The sequence below is a fragment of the Vibrio sp. PNB23_22_6 genome (assembly GCF_052877535.1).
Window position 1 is genome coordinate 36,037 of sequence record NZ_JBNFXP010000018.1, and the last position, 16,618, is coordinate 52,654.

At 47.8% G+C, this 16,618-nt stretch carries 16 protein-coding genes and 1 pseudogene; 12 read left to right on the top strand and 5 right to left on the bottom strand.

Annotation, left to right across the window (positions count from 1 at the left end; all coding sequences use genetic code 11):
- Positions 1-7: 7 nt before the first annotated feature.
- From ACVA54_RS14215 to ACVA54_RS14270, 12 genes and pseudogenes are all read left to right on the top strand, one after another.
- Positions 8-889 carry a ParB/RepB/Spo0J family partition protein gene (locus ACVA54_RS14215; protein WP_099080487.1) on the top strand — a complete coding sequence of 294 codons (882 nt, stop codon included), beginning with the start codon at positions 8-10 and terminating at the stop codon, positions 887-889.
- Between the two features lie 190 nt (positions 890-1,079).
- Positions 1,080-1,469, top strand: coding sequence for a F0F1 ATP synthase subunit I (locus ACVA54_RS14220; RefSeq protein WP_099080486.1), 390 nt, complete (start codon positions 1,080-1,082; stop codon positions 1,467-1,469).
- A gap of 8 nt (positions 1,470-1,477) precedes the next feature.
- Positions 1,478-2,290, top strand: a complete 813-nt coding sequence (gene atpB, locus ACVA54_RS14225; protein WP_010444751.1) for a F0F1 ATP synthase subunit A — start codon at positions 1,478-1,480, stop codon at positions 2,288-2,290.
- Positions 2,291-2,345: 55 nt separating this feature from the next.
- Complete coding sequence (gene atpE, locus ACVA54_RS14230) at positions 2,346-2,603, top strand: F0F1 ATP synthase subunit C (RefSeq protein ID WP_005372317.1); 258 nt, start codon at positions 2,346-2,348, stop codon at positions 2,601-2,603.
- 56 nt (positions 2,604-2,659) lie between these two features.
- On the top strand, positions 2,660-3,130 hold the full coding sequence (atpF, locus tag ACVA54_RS14235; RefSeq protein WP_099080485.1) for a F0F1 ATP synthase subunit B: 471 nt from the start codon (positions 2,660-2,662) through the stop codon (positions 3,128-3,130).
- Positions 3,131-3,144: 14 nt separating this feature from the next.
- Positions 3,145-3,678: a F0F1 ATP synthase subunit delta gene (atpH, locus tag ACVA54_RS14240; protein WP_099080484.1), complete on the top strand. Its 534-nt coding sequence runs from the start codon at positions 3,145-3,147 to the stop codon at positions 3,676-3,678.
- Between the two features lie 13 nt (positions 3,679-3,691).
- A complete protein-coding gene (gene atpA, locus ACVA54_RS14245) occupies positions 3,692-5,233 on the top strand; it encodes a F0F1 ATP synthase subunit alpha (RefSeq protein WP_099080483.1) in 1,542 nt (513 codons plus the stop codon).
- A gap of 44 nt (positions 5,234-5,277) precedes the next feature.
- Positions 5,278-6,144, top strand: coding sequence for a F0F1 ATP synthase subunit gamma (atpG, locus tag ACVA54_RS14250; protein WP_099080482.1), 867 nt, complete (start codon positions 5,278-5,280; stop codon positions 6,142-6,144).
- 35 nt (positions 6,145-6,179) lie between these two features.
- Complete coding sequence (gene atpD / locus ACVA54_RS14255) at positions 6,180-7,583, top strand: F0F1 ATP synthase subunit beta (protein WP_099080481.1); 1,404 nt, start codon at positions 6,180-6,182, stop codon at positions 7,581-7,583.
- A gap of 18 nt (positions 7,584-7,601) precedes the next feature.
- Positions 7,602-8,024 (top strand): F0F1 ATP synthase subunit epsilon, encoded by a 423-nt coding sequence (locus tag ACVA54_RS14260; RefSeq protein ID WP_099080480.1) that lies wholly within the window; start codon positions 7,602-7,604, stop codon positions 8,022-8,024.
- Positions 8,025-8,171: 147 nt separating this feature from the next.
- A complete protein-coding gene (gene glmU, locus ACVA54_RS14265; protein WP_446649703.1) occupies positions 8,172-9,533 on the top strand; it encodes a bifunctional UDP-N-acetylglucosamine diphosphorylase/glucosamine-1-phosphate N-acetyltransferase GlmU in 1,362 nt (453 codons plus the stop codon).
- A 111-nt stretch (positions 9,534-9,644) separates the two neighbouring features.
- Positions 9,645-9,878, top strand: a pseudogene (locus ACVA54_RS14270) (LysR substrate-binding domain-containing protein); the annotation flags it as partial.
- A gap of 37 nt (positions 9,879-9,915) precedes the next feature.
- Here ACVA54_RS14270 and ilvA read toward each other — a convergent pair.
- From ilvA to ilvG, 5 genes are read right to left on the bottom strand one after another with little or no spacing between them, the layout of a single operon-like run.
- Positions 9,916-11,463, bottom strand: a complete 1,548-nt coding sequence (gene ilvA / locus ACVA54_RS14275) for a threonine ammonia-lyase, biosynthetic (protein ID WP_119464600.1) — start codon at positions 11,461-11,463, stop codon at positions 9,916-9,918.
- A 3-nt stretch (positions 11,464-11,466) separates the two neighbouring features.
- On the bottom strand, positions 11,467-13,308 hold the full coding sequence (ilvD, locus tag ACVA54_RS14280; protein ID WP_099080477.1) for a dihydroxy-acid dehydratase: 1,842 nt from the start codon (positions 13,306-13,308) through the stop codon (positions 11,467-11,469).
- 13 nt (positions 13,309-13,321) lie between these two features.
- Positions 13,322-14,260, bottom strand: a complete 939-nt coding sequence (gene ilvE, locus ACVA54_RS14285; protein WP_099080476.1) for a branched-chain-amino-acid transaminase — start codon at positions 14,258-14,260, stop codon at positions 13,322-13,324.
- Positions 14,261-14,272: 12 nt separating this feature from the next.
- Positions 14,273-14,557, bottom strand: a complete 285-nt coding sequence (ilvM, locus tag ACVA54_RS14290; protein ID WP_099080475.1) for an acetolactate synthase 2 small subunit — start codon at positions 14,555-14,557, stop codon at positions 14,273-14,275.
- A gap of 11 nt (positions 14,558-14,568) precedes the next feature.
- The gene (gene ilvG, locus ACVA54_RS14295) at positions 14,569-16,215 is read right to left on the bottom strand and encodes an acetolactate synthase 2 catalytic subunit (RefSeq protein ID WP_099080474.1); all 1,647 of its coding nucleotides are present in this window, start codon (positions 16,213-16,215) and stop codon (positions 14,569-14,571) included.
- Positions 16,216-16,618 lie beyond the last annotated feature (403 nt).

Consider the following 16,618-nt stretch of genomic DNA (forward strand, 5'->3'; position numbering starts at 1 on the left):
TCATCCCATGTCTAAGCGTGGTCTAGGAAAAGGACTGGATGCGTTGCTGTCGACCAGTTCGTTAGCACGTGAAAAACAGCATATTGCATCGCATAGTCAGGCATTATCGGCAGACGGTGAGTTGATTGACTTATCGATCGGTCAGTTGCAACCGGGTGTGTACCAACCACGTAAAGATATGACACCGGAAGGGCTAGAAGAGCTTGCTGCATCGATTCAATCACAAGGCATTATTCAGCCGATCGTGGTGCGCCAAGTGGCGAGCGGTCAATTTGAAATCATTGCCGGTGAGCGTCGTTGGCGTGCTGCCAAACAAGCCGGTCTTAAGCGAGTCCCTTGTTTGGTGAAAAAGGTTGAGGACCGTGCTGCGATTGCCATGGCGTTGATTGAGAACATTCAGCGTGAAGACTTGAATGTGATTGAAGAAGCGCAAGCGCTTGAGCGTCTGCAAGATGAATTCACCCTGACTCATCAACAAGTTGCGGATGTGATTGGTAAATCAAGAACCACGGTAAGTAACTTATTACGCCTAAATCAGCTCGAAACGGATGTAAAGGGTCTGGTTGCGGATAAAAAGCTTGAAATGGGTCATGCTCGAGCACTGTTGGCACTTGAAGGTGAGCAGCAGATCGAAGTTGCTCAGCAAGTCGCTAAGAAGAAAATGACCGTTCGCCAAACCGAACAGTTAGTAAAAAAGTGCTTAGCGCCACAAAATGAACAAAAAGCCCAACAAGAAGATATCGAAGCAAAGCAAATGTCGCATAAATTGAGTCAGCTGCTTGATGCAAAGGTTTCTTTGACCCGCTCGGTTGGCGGAAAAGCCAAACTAACGATAAGTATTGATGAGCCTCACAAATTAGAGCAACTAATTGCCAAGCTCGAGGCCTAAATGAGATAATTGATTTAGGTCAATTAATTAAATAAATCGAATTTTGTGTGAAAGTTGTCGGATTGTAAACAAAACTGTAAGTTTTTGCTGCAATATAATTGCATTCAGTTGCTCTGACCGTATAATTTTCGCCAATTCCCCTGCACATCGAGATTTAGTGCAAAGTGGATATTACTAGAGGTACGAATACATGGTAGCTGCGTTAGCTAGACCAGGACGAGAGCTCGCAAAGCAATTGTTAATGATCCAGTCTGGCGCGGTTATTTTTGTGGCGGCAGGGATGGCGGTGGCCGTGAATCCTGTATGGGGACTTTCAGCGTTGGTTGGTGGCGGTATTTTTGTCGTTGCCAATGCAGTATTCGCGCTTTGTGCTTTTATGTTTAGTGGAGCTCGTGCTGCCAAGCGCGTCGCGGCATCATTCTACATGGGTGAAGTACTGAAAATCCTTATCACGGTTGCACTGTTCTATGTTGCCTACATGTATATGCAGGTGGAACTTGTTCCCCTCAAACTAACCTATTTGCTGGTACTAGGTATTAATATCTGTGCACCAGTGCTATTCATTAACAACAAAAAATAGGATGAGTTATGGCTGCGCCAGGTGAAGCGCTAACATCGTCCGGATACATTGCCCACCACTTATCAAACCTATCGCTTGCGAAATTAGGCTTGGTAGCGGATGAAGCAAGTTTCTGGAACGTACATATCGATAGCCTGTTTTTTTCTTGGTTTACGGGTTTAATTTTCCTTGGAATTTTTTACAAAGTAGCAAAGAAAACAACAGCAGGTGTACCGGGTAAGCTTCAGTGTGCTGTAGAAATGATCGTTGAATTTGTCGCGGAAAACGTCAAAGACACGTTCCATGGACGCAACCCACTGATCGCGCCTTTAGCACTGACTATCTTTTGTTGGGTATTCTTGATGAACGTGATGGACCTAGTCCCGATCGACTTCTTGCCTTACCCAGCAGAGCATTGGCTAGGTATCCCTTATCTTAAGGTTGTACCGTCTGCTGATGTGAATATCACCATGGCTATGGCTCTAGGCGTTTTTGCATTGATGATCTACTACAGCATCAAAGTGAAAGGTCTAGGTGGATTCGCAAAAGAACTTGCACTACATCCATTCAATCACCCACTGATGATTCCGTTTAACCTACTAATCGAAGTGGTATCGCTATTGGCGAAACCTCTTTCTCTTGGTATGCGTTTATTCGGTAACATGTTTGCGGGTGAGGTTGTATTCATTCTTTGTGCGGCAATGCTACCATGGTACTTGCAATGGATGGGTTCACTACCGTGGGCAATCTTCCATATCTTGGTTATTACGATTCAAGCCTTCGTATTTATGATGTTGACAATTGTTTACCTGTCAATGGCACACGAAGATTCTGATCATTAATTTTTTAAGCTTTTTATTTGGGCACTAAGCCAACAACTATAAATTGGAGATAGTAATGGAAACTTTACTGAGCTTTTCTGCAATCGCCGTAGGTATTATCGTCGGTCTTGCTTCTCTTGGTACAGCGATTGGTTTCGCACTGCTAGGTGGTAAATTCCTAGAAGGTGCAGCACGTCAACCAGAAATGGCTCCTATGCTACAAGTTAAGATGTTCATCATCGCGGGTCTACTTGATGCGGTTCCAATGATCGGTATCGTAATCGCGCTACTATTCACTTTCGCAAACCCATTTGTGGGTCAACTAGCAGGCTAATTAACAACTCTGTTAATTGTATTTTTGTAGTTGATTCTTAAAAGGGAGTAGCTGTTGTGAATATAAACGCAACTCTGCTAGGTCAAGCAATCTCGTTCGCACTGTTTGTGTGGTTCTGCATGAAGTATGTATGGCCGCCTATCATGCAAGCGATTGAAGAACGTCAGAAGAAAATTGCTGATGGTCTTCAAGCAGCTGAACGTGCTGCGAAAGACTTGGATCTGGCACAAGCCAACGCTTCTGATCAGATGAAAGAAGCGAAGCGCACAGCAACTGAGGTCATCGAACAAGCGAATAAACGCAAAGCTCAAATTATTGATGAAGCACGCGAGGAAGCTCAGGCAGAACGCCAGAAAATCCTAGCGCAAGCAGCAGCAGAACTTGAAGCTGAACGTAATCGTGCACGCGATGATCTGCGCAAACAAGTTGCTACTCTGGCTGTAGCTGGTGCTGAGAAAATCCTAGAGCGTGCGATCGATAAAGACGCTCAGAAAGATATTCTCGACAACATTACTGCAAAACTTTAAGTCTGGGGGCGCATATGTCTGATTTGACTACAATCGCACGCCCCTATGCTAAAGCAGCCTTCGACTTTGCAGTGGGCAAAGATCAGTTAGACCAATGGGGTCAAATGCTGTCTTTTGCTGCAGAAGTAGCTAAGAACGAACAAATGAAAGAGCTGTTAACTGGCTCTATCTCTGCCGAGAAAATGGCAGAAATCTTTGTTGCCGTTTGCGGTGAACAAGTTGATGCGCACGGTCAAAACCTGATTAAGGTGATGGCTGAGAATGGTCGTTTAGCGGCCCTTCCTGATGTCTGTGAACAGTTCCTTGCTCTGAAACAAGAGCATGAGAAAGAAATCGATGTTGAAGTCATTTCAGCAAGCGAGCTTTCTGATGAACAACAAGCAAACATCAGCAGCAAACTTGAACTGCGTCTTGAACGCAAAGTGAAGCTGAATTGCAGTGTAGATGAGACCCTACTTGGTGGGGTTATTATTCGAGCCGGAGACCTAGTCATCGATAACTCAGCACGTGGTCGTTTGAACCGCCTGAGCGATGCATTGCAGTCTTAATGGGGATTGGAGCATGCAACTTAATTCCACGGAAATTAGCGATCTGATCAAACAACGTATCGAATCTTTCGACGTTGTTAGTGAAGCTCGTAACGAGGGTACTATCGTATCGGTAAGCGATGGTATCATCCGCATCCACGGCCTAGCGGACGTGATGCAAGGTGAAATGATTGAATTACCGGGTGGCCGTTATGCACTAGCACTTAACCTTGAGCGTGACTCGGTTGGTGCGGTAGTAATGGGCCCATATGCTGACCTTAAGGAAGGCATGAAAGTTACAGGTACTGGCCGCATTCTTGAAGTGCCAGTTGGTCCAGAACTACTAGGCCGCGTAGTAAACACGCTGGGTGAGCCTATCGATGGTAAAGGTCCAATCGAAGCGAAACTGACTTCACCTGTAGAAGTGATCGCACCAGGCGTAATCGACCGTAAATCGGTAGATCAACCTGTGCAAACTGGTTATAAGTCTGTTGACTCAATGATCCCAATCGGTCGTGGTCAGCGTGAACTTATCATCGGTGACCGCCAGATTGGTAAAACAGCAATGGCGATCGATGCGATCATCAACCAGAAAAACTCTGGTATTTTCTCAATCTACGTAGCAATCGGTCAGAAAGCATCGACTATCGCTAACGTAGTTCGCAAACTAGAAGAGCACGGCGCGCTAGCAAACACTATCGTTGTTGTTGCATCTGCTTCTGAATCTGCAGCGCTACAATACCTAGCGCCATACGCAGGTTGTGCGATGGGTGAATACTTCCGCGATCGCGGTGAAGACGCACTGATTGTTTACGATGACCTATCTAAGCAAGCGGTAGCTTACCGTCAGATCTCTCTACTACTAAAACGTCCACCAGGCCGTGAGGCATTCCCGGGTGACGTATTCTACTTACACTCGCGTCTACTAGAGCGTGCAGCTCGTGTAAACGAAGAGTACGTAGAGCGTTTCACTAATGGTGAAGTGAAAGGTAAGACCGGTTCTCTAACTGCGCTTCCTATCATCGAAACTCAAGCAGGTGACGTTTCAGCATTCGTACCGACTAACGTAATCTCGATTACCGATGGTCAGATCTTCCTACAAACTGAGCTATTCAACGCGGGTGTCCGCCCAGCCGTTGACCCTGGTATCTCAGTATCTCGTGTAGGTGGTTCAGCTCAGACGAAAATCATCAAGAAGCTATCTGGCGGTATCCGTACTGCTCTAGCTCAGTACCGTGAACTAGCAGCATTTGCACAGTTCGCATCTGACCTTGATGAAGCAACGAAGAAACAGCTAAACCATGGTCAAAAAGTAACAGAACTAATGAAGCAGAAGCAGTACGCTCCTATGTCTGTATTTGACCAAGCGCTAGTTATCTTCGCGGCAGAGCGCGGCTATTTAGCAGATGTTGAATTGAACAAACTGCTAGATTTTGAAGCGGCTCTACTATCGTTCGCTCGCGGTCAATACGCTGAATTGGCAGCTGAGATCGACAAGACGGGTGCATACAACGATGAAATCGAAGCTCAGTTGAAGAAGCTGACCGACGATTTTGTAGCAACCCAAACTTGGTAATTAGGTCGGTGGCAGGTTCTGCCACCAACTAACGGAGAGTAACGATGGCCGGCGCAAAAGAGATACGTAATAAAATCGGTAGTGTTAAAAGCACGCAGAAAATTACGAAAGCGATGGAAATGGTAGCAGCTTCAAAAATGCGTCGTTCTCAAGACGCAATGCAAGCTTCTCGTCCATACGCTGAAACAATGCGTAAAGTGATCGGTCATGTGGCGAACGCAAATCTAGAGTACCGTCATCCGTACCTAGAAGAGCGTGAAGCTAAACGTGTTGGTTACATCATCGTTTCAACAGACCGCGGTCTGTGTGGTGGTTTGAACATTAACGTGTTCAAAAAAGCCGTAACAGACATGCAAGCATGGAAAGAGAAAGGTGCTGAAGTTGAGTTAGCAGTGATTGGCTCTAAAGCAACTGGCTTTTTCCGACATGGTGGCGCAAAAATTGCGGCACAGGTCTCTGGTCTTGGCGACAACCCAAGCTTAGAAGACCTCATTGGTTCTGTTGGCGTAATGCTTAAGAAATACGATGAAGGTGAACTGGACCGTCTATACGTGGTATTCAACAAATTTGTAAATACCATGGTTCAGCAACCAACGATCGATCAATTGCTACCTTTGCCTAAATCGGACAGCGAAGAGATGCAGCGTGAGCACTCATGGGACTACATCTATGAGCCTGAGCCAAAACCTCTACTGGATACGCTACTAGTGCGTTACGTAGAGTCTCAGGTATACCAAGGTGTGGTAGAGAATCTTGCTTGTGAGCAAGCGGCTCGAATGATTGCGATGAAGGCTGCAACGGATAACGCAACCAACTTGATTGAAGATCTAGAACTTGTGTACAACAAAGCCCGTCAGGCTGCGATCACACAAGAACTATCGGAAATCGTTGGTGGTGCATCTGCGGTTTAAGCTTAGGTAAAACGAAACAGTTTAGAGGATTAACGATGGCTACAGGTAAGATCGTACAGATCATCGGTGCGGTAGTCGACGTAGAGTTCCCACAGAGCGATGTACCAAGTGTATATGACGCTCTAAACGTAACGGACTCAAAAGAGCGTCTTGTTCTTGAAGTTCAACAACAGCTAGGCGGTGGCGTAGTTCGTTGTATCGTAATGGGTAGCTCTGATGGTTTACGTCGTGGAGTTGAAGTGGTTAACACTGGCGCTCCAATTTCAGTACCAGTAGGTACTAAAACTTTAGGTCGTATCATGAACGTCCTAGGTGACGCGATTGATGAGTGTGGTGAGATCGGTGCAGAAGAGACTTACTCTATTCACCGTGAAGCGCCAAGCTACGAAGAGCAATCAAACGAAACAGCACTTCTAGAAACCGGTGTTAAAGTAATCGACTTGGTTTGTCCATTCGCTAAGGGTGGTAAAATCGGTCTATTCGGTGGTGCAGGTGTAGGTAAGACCGTTAACATGATGGAACTTATCAACAACATCGCACTTCAACACTCTGGTCTATCAGTATTTGCTGGTGTTGGTGAGCGTACTCGTGAGGGTAACGACTTCTACTTTGAAATGCAGGAAGCGGGCGTTGTAAACGTTGAGAAGCCTGAAGAATCAAAAGTAGCGATGGTTTACGGTCAGATGAACGAGCCACCAGGCAACCGTCTACGTGTTGCACTGACGGGTCTAACAATGGCAGAGAAGTTCCGTGACGAAGGTCGTGACGTACTTCTGTTCGTTGATAACATCTACCGTTACACGCTTGCAGGTACAGAGGTATCAGCACTGCTAGGTCGTATGCCTTCTGCGGTAGGTTACCAGCCAACGCTAGCAGAAGAGATGGGTGTACTTCAGGAGCGTATCACGTCAACTAAGCAAGGTTCTATCACGTCTGTACAGGCGGTATACGTACCTGCGGATGACTTGACTGACCCGTCTCCAGCAACCACGTTCGCGCACTTGGATGCAACGGTTGTACTTAACCGTAACATCGCAGCGATGGGTCTATACCCAGCGATCGACCCACTAGATTCTACATCTCGTATGCTAGATCCATTGGTTGTAGGTCAAGAGCACTACGACGTGGCTCGCGGTGTTCAGCAGACGCTTCAGCGCTACAAAGAGCTGAAAGACATCATCGCGATCCTAGGTATGGACGAGCTTTCTGAAGAAGATAAGCAAGTCGTATCTCGTGCACGTAAGATTGAGCGTTTCCTAACTCAGCCTTACCACGTAGCGGAAGTATTTACTGGTGACCCAGGCATTTACGTACCTCTTAAAGAGACTCTACGTGGCTTTAAAGGTCTACTAGCTGGTGAATACGATGACATTCCAGAGCAAGCGTTCATGTACTGCGGTACGATTGACGATGCTATCGAGAATGCGAAGAAGCTATAAGGCTAACTAGGAGGCGATATGGCACCAATAACCTTTCACCTAGACGTGGTAAGCGCAGAGAAACAAATTTTCTCTGGTCGCGTTGAAACGTTCCAGGTGACCGGTAGCGAGGGTGAGCTGGGTATTTTCCATGGCCACACTCCGCTGTTGTCCGCTATTAAGCCTGGTATGGTGCGTATTGTGAAACAGCACGGCCACGAAGAGTTCATTTATGTCTCTGGTGGTATGGTCGAAGTTCAGCCTGGTACTGCGACAGTACTGGCTGATACAGCGATTCGTGGTGAAGATCTAGACGCAGCTAAGGCTGAAGAAGCCAAGCGCCGCGCTGAGGAGCAAATCCAGAATCAGCATGGTGACATGGACTTCGCACAAGTGGCCAGCGAACTGGCTAAAGCCATTGCTCAGCTACGAGTTATCGAGCTGACAAAACAGCGTCGTTAATCAACAGCGTTGTTTCAATAGTGATAAAGGCGGTCATATGACCGCCTTTTTGCTTTTTTTTTGACGGAAATTTTTCCTCTGCAATTAACTAATTGACGATTAGTGTCTAAAATAGCCCCAGTTTTTATACAACGTATAGGTTACTTAATGAAATTTAGTGCGGTTATCCTCGCAGCGGGCAAAGGGACTCGCATGTATTCCAATAAACCGAAGGTGTTGCACACTTTAGCTGGCAAGCCAATGGTGAAACACGTAATTGATACCTGCAATGGATTAGGCGCGCAGAATATTCATTTGGTCTACGGTCACGGTGGGAATCAGATGCAGGAAACACTGGCAGAAGAGTCGGTAAACTGGGTACTGCAAGCTGAGCAACTGGGTACGGGTCATGCCGTTGATCAAGCATCATCTCAATTTGAAGATGATGAAAAGATCTTAGTACTTTACGGTGATGTGCCATTGATCTCCGAAGAGACACTGGAGGGGCTACTGGATGCACAGCCAACGGGTGGCATTGCCTTATTGACGGTGGTATTAGACAACCCGATGGGCTATGGCCGCATCGTGCGTAAAAATGGGCCTGTGATTGCAATCGTCGAGCAAAAAGACGCGACAGATGAGCAGAAATTAATTAAAGAGATCAACACGGGCGTGATGGTTGCGACCGGTGGCGATCTGAAGCGTTGGTTGTCAGGCTTAAACAACCAAAACGCACAGGGCGAATATTACTTAACGGACGTCATTGCCGCTGCGCATGATGAAGGCCGTGCTGTCGAGGCGGTACATCCAGTCAATCCAATTGAAGTGGAAGGTGTGAACGACCGTGCACAATTGGCTCGTCTAGAGCGTGCATTCCAGTCAATGCAAGCGCAAAAACTGTTAGAGCAAGGCGTGATGCTGCGTGATCCAGCTCGCTTTGATTTGCGTGGTGAACTGCAATGCGGTATGGATTGTGAAATTGATGTCAATGTTATTATTGAAGGCAAAGTAACCTTAGGTGATAACGTCGTCATCGGTACTGGTTGTGTATTGAAAGATTGCGAAATCGATGACAATACCATCGTTCGCCCTTACAGTGTGATTGAAGGGGCGACCGTCGGTGAAGAGTGTACCGTTGGTCCATTTACGCGCCTTCGTCCAGGGGCTGAGATGCGCAATGACTCTCACGTGGGTAACTTTGTTGAAGTGAAAAATGCACGTATCGGCGAAGGTTCTAAAGCCAATCACCTCACTTATCTCGGGGATGCAGAGATCGGTCAACGTACTAACATTGGTGCGGGTACCATCACTTGTAACTACGATGGTGCAAACAAGTTTAAAACCATCATTGGTAACGATGTGTTTGTCGGCTCTGATAGCCAGTTAGTGGCTCCTGTTACTATCTCTGATGGCGCAACCATTGGTGCTGGCACCACGTTGACCAAAGACGTGGGAGAAGGTGAGCTTGTGATCACTCGCGTGAAAGAGCGCAAAATTACGGGTTGGCAGCGACCAGTAAAACAGAAGTAAGTTTTTAACAATATAAACCAAAGCCGCTCATTATGAGCGGCTTTGTTGTCTATATAAGGTGCCATCACTGCAGCGCTTGCTGCACTTTGCTTCGCACTCGCTAATGCACGGTTTACTACGATTGGATGTTTAAAAAATGGGGTCGGGGTCGGTTATATGCCACGTCTTATTGCTATGCCTCTTATCCATGAGGGTGTGCTGGTGGAAAAGGTGCTGCAGGATGACAAGCCACTAAGCCAGTGTTGTTTGGTATGGCGTAAAGATGACAACCATAAGTTGATCCAATGGATGGTGGATTACTTAGGTGCTCCAAACCAGTTACATCAAGATTGGTTACAGTACTAATAAAAAGCCACTTTCAAGGAAAGTGGCTTTGTTGGTTCTAGGACAAGAAGAACTTGTAAGACGGGTTGTCTGTTTCGTCTTTACATTGATAGCCAAGTTCGCGTAAATGCGCAGAAAACTGAGCTAAATCGCTTTCATCTAACTCGAAACCACATAAAACGCGTCCGTAGTCCGCACCGTGGTTGCGGTAGTTGAACAAGCTGATATTCCAATGGGTTCCGAGTGTACTTAAGAACTTAAGCAGTGCTCCTGGGTACTCCGGGAACTCAAAGCTGTAGAGGCGTTCTTTGAGTGGCTTAGATGGCTTACCACCAATCATGTAGCGTACGTGCAGCTTCGCCATTTCATCTTCAGACAGGTCAACCACAGGGTAGCCACCATCACGTAAATCATGAATGATGTTTTCTAGCTCTTCCTGACCGCCTTGCAAACGCACACCGACAAAGATATTTGCTAATGCGTCATCGTTGTAGCGATAGTTAAACTCCGTCACCGCGCGGCCGCCAATGAGATTACAGAACTCAAAGAATGCGCCTTGACGCTCAGGGATGGTGACCGCAAGCAGACCTTCACGTTTCTCACCAAGTTCACAACGCTCAGAAACATAACGCAGACCATGGAAGTTGGTGTTGGCACCAGACAGCACAGTGCCTAGATTCTTGCCTTCCAGTTTGTTCTGTTCTGCAAACTTCTTCAAACCCGCCAGAGCAAGTGCTCCCGAAGGCTCTGCAATCGCACGGGTGTCTTCAAAGATGTCTTTGACTGCCGCGCAGATTTCATCACTGGAGACCGCAATATGGCCATCAATGTACTTTTGGCATAAACGGAATGTCTCTTCACCAATACGCTTTACTGCCACACCATCGGCAAACATGCTGACTTGGTCAAGCACGACAGGCTCTCCGGCATCCAGTGCCGCTTTTAGGCATGATGAGTCTTCCGGTTCTACGGCAATCACTTTGATTTCCGGCATTAGTTGTTTCACCAGTACTGCAACACCAGCGGCTAAACCACCGCCACCGACAGGAACGAAGATGTAATCAAGGTGACCATTTTGCTGCAGCATTTCCATGCCGATGGTGCCTTGACCTGCAATCACTAGTGGATGGTCGAATGGCGGAACAAAGGTGTAACCATGTAGCCCTGAAAGGCGTTCGGCTTCGGCTTTTGCTTCATCAAAGTTGCTGCCGTGCAGCACCACATTGCCACCAAAACTGCGCACCGCATCGACTTTAATGTCAGGTGTTGTCTTTGGCATCACAATGGTGGTTTTGATGCCAAGCTTAGTGCCTGAAAGTGCCATGCCCTGTGCGTGGTTGCCAGCGGATGCAGCAATCACGCCCGCGGTTTTTTGCGCTTCAGATAAACTTGCCACCATGTTGTATGCGCCGCGCAACTTGAATGAGTGCACGGGCTGACGATCTTCTCGTTTGATTTGCACATGGTTGCCGATACGCTCAGTAAGGCGAGGCATATCTTGTAGTGGTGTCACCGTCGCGACTTCATACACCGGCGCACGGAGGATTTGGCGCAGATAGTCTGCGCCAGTTTGAGGCTCTTGCCCTGAAAATAGAGAGTCGGTCATAAGCTAGCCCTCTAGCTTAGATTTGTCTCGTACTGCACCTTTGTCAGCACTGGTCGCCATACTTGCGTACGCTTTGAGTGCAAATGAAACTTCACGTTGACGGTCAACTGGCTTCCAGCCTAATTCGTCTTGTTTTGCACGGCGCTCAGCAAGTTCTTGTTCCGACACTTCGAGTGAAATCGAACGGTTTGGGATATCAATTGCGATCATGTCGCCTTGTTTAACCAAGCCAATAGCTCCGCCGTTGGCAGCCTCAGGAGAGGCGTGGCCGATAGACAGACCAGATGTACCACCAGAGAAACGACCGTCAGTCAGAAGCGCACACTCTTTACCAAGTCCCATCGATTTTAGGTAAGTGGTTGGGTAAAGCATCTCTTGCATGCCCGGACCACCTTTAGGGCCTTCGTAACGGATAACAACCACGTCGCCAGCTTTGACTTTACCGCCCAAGATGCCTTCTACCGCATCTTCTTGGCTTTCAAATACCACTGCAGGGCCAGTGAATTTAAGAATGCTCTCATCAACGCCTGCGGTTTTAACGATACAGCCGTCTAATGCGATGTTGCCTGATAGAACCGCTAGACCGCCTTCTTGGCTAAAGGCATGATCGATGGCACGAATACAACCTTCTACACGATCGTCGTCAAGGCGATCCCAGCGACAATCTTGTGAGAAAGCTTGAGTGGTACGAATGCCAGCAGGACCTGCTCGGAAGAACTTTAGTACGTCTTCATCTTCCGTTTGGATGATGTCGTATTTCGCTAACTGCTCCTTCATTGAAAGACCAAGTACAGTGCGAGCTTGATTGTGTAGTAGACCTGCACGGTCTAGTTCACCAAGTATAGCCATGACACCACCAGCGCGGTGTACGTCTTCCATGTGATATTTTTGCGTGGATGGTGCTACTTTACATAGGTGTGGTACTTGGCGAGACAGACGATCGATATCTTCCATATCGAAATCCACTTCACCTTCTTGTGCGGCTGCCAATAGGTGCAAAATGGTGTTAGTTGAGCCACCCATCGCGATATCCAGTGCCATTGCGTTTTCAAAGGCATCAAAGGTTGCGATGTTGCGTGGCAATGCCGATTCGTCATCTTGCTCGTAGTAACGACGAGTCAGTTCAACAATGCGACGACCTGCATTAAGGAATAGCTGCTCACGGTCAGCGTGAGTTGCTAGCATTGAACCATTACCTGGTTGAGATAGACCCAGCGCTTCAGTTAGGCAGTTCATTGAGTTTGCCGTGAACATTCCTGAACACGATCCACAGGTTGGACATGCGCTGCGTTCGATCTGCTCGCTTTGTTCATCAGACACTTTTGGATCCGCGCCTTGGATCATTGCATCAACAAGGTCTAGCTTGATGATCTGATCAGAAAGCTTGGTTTTACCCGCTTCCATTGGACCACCAGACACGAAGATGACAGGGATGTTGAGGCGCATGGATGCCATTAACATTCCCGGAGTGATTTTGTCACAGTTAGAGATACACACCATTGCATCGGCACAATGCGCGTTAACCATGTACTCCACAGAGTCTGCGATCAGTTCGCGAGATGGCAGCGAGTAGAGCATGCCGCCGTGACCCATAGCGATACCATCATCTACCGCGATGGTGTTGAATTCTTTGGCGATACCGCCTGCTTTTTCGATTTCACGGGCAACAAGTTGACCCATGTCTTTGAGATGTACGTGACCCGGAACAAATTGAGTAAACGAGTTTACGACGGCAATGATTGGCTTACCGAAGTCTTCATCTTTTACGCCTGTTGCACGCCATAATGCACGCGCCCCCGCCATGTTGCGACCATGTGTGGTGGTAGCTGATCTATATTTTGGCATTTCCTAATCCTTCTTACTTTTGCTCTGGGTACACATAGTCTAACCAACCCCACTTATCTTCGGTGGTGCCGTTAAATAGGCCAAAGTAGGCCGTTTGCAGTTCTTTAGTAATTGGGCCGCGTTTGCCAGTGCCCACTTCAATTTTGTCGATGGTTGCCACTGGCACAACTTCGGCCGCGGTACCTGTCATAAATACTTCATCGGCAAGGTAAAGTGCTTCACGAGCAATATTCGCTTCACGTACTTCATAACCTTTATCGCGTGCAATGGTCATGATCGAGTCACGAGTGATGCCCGGGAGAATCGCGCTGGTTGCTGGTGGTGTGGTGATCACGCCATCTTTGATGACAAAGATATTTTCACCGGCACCTTCCGATAGATAACCATCAACGCTTAGAGCAATGCCTTCATCGTAACCGTGGCGACGCGCTTCACCACCAACCAACAGTGAGGAAAGGTAGTTGCCGCCTGCTTTTGCTGCGGTAGGGATGGTATTTGGTGCGGCGCGGTTCCAGCTAGAAATCATTGCATCAACGCCTGCTTCTAACGCTTCTTCGCCTAGGTATGAACCCCAAGGGAACGCTGCAATGATTAGGTCCATCTCTGTACCAACAGGTGGGCACACACCCAAACCGACATTACCGACAAAACCCAATGGGCGAATGTAAGCGCTATCGAGTTTGTTCTGGCGTAGTGTTTCGCGTGTTGCTTCCATGATTTCTTCTACGGAGTATGGGATCGGGAAGCGGTAGATCTTGGCAGAGTCTTTTAAACGTTGTGCGTGTTCACGGTGACGGAAGACAATTGGCCCTTTTGGCGTGTTGTAGCAGCGTACGCCTTCAAAAACAGAGGTGCCGTAATGCATCGCATGAGTAAGAACGTGAACGTTCGCCTCTGCCCACGGAACCATCTCACCATTAAACCAAATAAAATCTGCAGTGTTCATTGCCATTTATTGCCTTCCTTATGCACTCACGTGTTGTTGTAAGTTGTGATTTGGGAGTTCATCGTTGCAGATCTTAAGTACTTCAACAGTACGGATATCCCACAACTTCTCAATTTGATTGACCAAAAAAGAGATCGGTCGATCGCTGTCGACGATGATCTCTACGCTGGCGACTCTGCTTGCGTGGTTTTGCGTTGCAGCCACTTGTTTGATCACAAAGCCTCGGTGACGAATCACACGAAGAACGCGCTCTAACAGTACCGGTTTGTCATCGGCTTTGATGTCGAGTAAATATCTGTCCATGTGATGGTCTCCTAGGTGTTTTCCAACATATCACTGTTTGATGCGCCAGGTGGTACAAGTGGCCACACGTTCTCTTCTTCATCGATCAAAACGTGAAGCAGGTATGAAGTTTTGCTTTCCAGCATCTCTTTGAGCGCCGGTTCGACTTCTTCTTTCTTGGTGATGGTTTTCCCCGGAATATCGAACGCTTTTGCCAGCATGACGAAGTCTGGGTTGTCATCAAGAATGGTTTCACTGTGGCGACCATCAAAGAACAATGACTGCCACTGACGAACCATGCCAAGACGCTGGTTGTTGAGGAGAACAATCTTCACGGGGATCTGACGACGTTTCAGCGTGCCGAGTTCTTGCACGTTCATCATGAATGAGCCGTCACCAGAAATAAGAATAGACTGATCATCCGCTCGAGCGACAGCTGCGCCCATCGCAGCTGGTAAGCCAAACCCCATGGTGCCAAGACCAGCAGAGGTTATGAAGTTTTGTGGAGCTCGCGGTTGGATATGCTGTGCAGCCCACATCTGATGCTGACCTACGTCGGTTGAGACAATTGAGCTATCCGGCATCATATCTGACAGTTGCTTAAGTAATAACGGTGCGTAGATAAGTTCGCCTGGGTGGTCGTAGCGCCATTTGAATCCGCTACGTAGGCTTTCACTGTGATGCACCCAAGGTGAAATATCTTGGGTTAATTCTAACTGAGGAAGAATGGTATTGATATCGCCGCGCAGTGGTGCATTGGCGTGGCGCAGCTTATGGATTTCTGCCGCATCGATATCGATATGAATCACTTTCGCATGTGGGGCAAAGGTATCAAGCTTACCTGTCACGCGGTCATCAAAACGAGCCCCAACCACAATCAAAAGGTCACATTCTTGAACTACAAGGTTAGCCGCTTTGGTGCCGTGCATACCCAACATACCCAGGTAGTGCGGGTCATGGCGTTCAATTGTCCCTAAGCCTTTTAGCGTGCTTACCGCTGGCATTGGGTTTAAACGTAGGAACTCACGTACTGCTCCTGTTGCTTTCGCTAGCTGAACACCACCGCCGACGTATAATACAGGGCGGGTAGAAGCGGCCAGTACTTGTTGTGCGCGTTTGATGTCTTTATCGCTCACTTGAGGGATAGCTGGTGGAATATATGGAGGCAGGAGCTCGGTTGGCGCCTGTGCAAGCTGAACGTCTTTGGCTATATCGACAATCACAGGGCCCGGGCGACCGGCTTTTGCCACTTCGAACGCTTCGGCGAGTGTTGGGGCAAGGTCTTTAATGTCGGTCACTAGATAGCTGTGTTTGGTACAAGCTAGGGATATTCCGATCACATCTATTTCTTGGAATGCGTCGGTACCGATATGAGAGCTAGCAACCTGACCTGTGATGGCGACGAGAGGAACGGAATCGAGGAAGGCATCGGCAAGGCCAGTAACAAGGTTGGTGGCGCCTGGGCCGGAAGTGGCCATACAAACCGCAACGTCTTGTGTCGCGCGAGCCATCCCGATAGCGGCCATCGCAGCCCCTTGCTCATGACGGCATAAGATGTGCTCGACACCTCCGTCATACAACGCATCGTAGATTGGCATGATGGCTCCCCCCGGATACCCAAACACCGTCTTGATACCTTGCTGCCTTAAAGCGGCTACGACTAGTTCTGCACCGGTCATCGTAAACCTCCTTTGCTACGTTGTGGCTCGTAGCTATCGCCATGCGTTTTGCACTTCATGTGCACTCCCATTCTTCCCGTTAAGCTGTCTGAGGGTTAGACAGATGACAACGTGTAGTTGTAAAAAAACCCCCGGACTTCTCAGTGCGGGGGTTTTTTGTAATTTGTGGTTATCCTTCGCCCACAATACCCCGTGCGGTGCCAATAATGACCACGATAATCAGGGCTAGCAGTGAGTTGATGTGAGCGATTAAGTTCATCTGTCTGTCGTTCTGTTTTCGTTAAAAAGTATTGTGTAATGTTCTACGAAAATGTTTGCGTCACTAGTGGTAACACACAAATCTGCTGCATGACAAGCAAAAACTCATTCTTTTTTCACATTTAGTTCCAATCTGTACGCGCTA

What these genes read in the sequence shown, in the direction of transcription:
- ACVA54_RS14215 (WP_099080487.1), top strand. Translation starts at nt 8, where the DNA reads ATGTCTAAGCGTGGTCTAGGAAAAGGACTGGATGCGTTGCTGTCGACC.
- ACVA54_RS14220 (WP_099080486.1), top strand. Translation starts at nt 1,080, where the DNA reads ATGGTAGCTGCGTTAGCTAGACCAGGACGAGAGCTCGCAAAGCAATTG.
- atpB (WP_010444751.1), top strand. Translation starts at nt 1,478, where the DNA reads ATGGCTGCGCCAGGTGAAGCGCTAACATCGTCCGGATACATTGCCCAC.
- atpE (WP_005372317.1), top strand. Translation starts at nt 2,346, where the DNA reads ATGGAAACTTTACTGAGCTTTTCTGCAATCGCCGTAGGTATTATCGTC.
- atpH (WP_099080484.1), top strand. Translation starts at nt 3,145, where the DNA reads ATGTCTGATTTGACTACAATCGCACGCCCCTATGCTAAAGCAGCCTTC.
- atpA (WP_099080483.1), top strand. Translation starts at nt 3,692, where the DNA reads ATGCAACTTAATTCCACGGAAATTAGCGATCTGATCAAACAACGTATC.
- atpG (WP_099080482.1), top strand. Translation starts at nt 5,278, where the DNA reads ATGGCCGGCGCAAAAGAGATACGTAATAAAATCGGTAGTGTTAAAAGC.
- atpD (WP_099080481.1), top strand. Translation starts at nt 6,180, where the DNA reads ATGGCTACAGGTAAGATCGTACAGATCATCGGTGCGGTAGTCGACGTA.
- ACVA54_RS14260 (WP_099080480.1), top strand. Translation starts at nt 7,602, where the DNA reads ATGGCACCAATAACCTTTCACCTAGACGTGGTAAGCGCAGAGAAACAA.
- glmU (WP_446649703.1), top strand. Translation starts at nt 8,172, where the DNA reads ATGAAATTTAGTGCGGTTATCCTCGCAGCGGGCAAAGGGACTCGCATG.
- ilvA (WP_119464600.1), bottom strand. Translation starts at nt 11,463, where the DNA reads ATGACCGACTCTCTATTTTCAGGGCAAGAGCCTCAAACTGGCGCAGAC.
- ilvD (WP_099080477.1), bottom strand. Translation starts at nt 13,308, where the DNA reads ATGCCAAAATATAGATCAGCTACCACCACACATGGTCGCAACATGGCG.
- ilvE (WP_099080476.1), bottom strand. Translation starts at nt 14,260, where the DNA reads ATGGCAATGAACACTGCAGATTTTATTTGGTTTAATGGTGAGATGGTT.
- ilvM (WP_099080475.1), bottom strand. Translation starts at nt 14,557, where the DNA reads ATGGACAGATATTTACTCGACATCAAAGCCGATGACAAACCGGTACTG.
- ilvG (WP_099080474.1), bottom strand. Translation starts at nt 16,215, where the DNA reads ATGACCGGTGCAGAACTAGTCGTAGCCGCTTTAAGGCAGCAAGGTATC.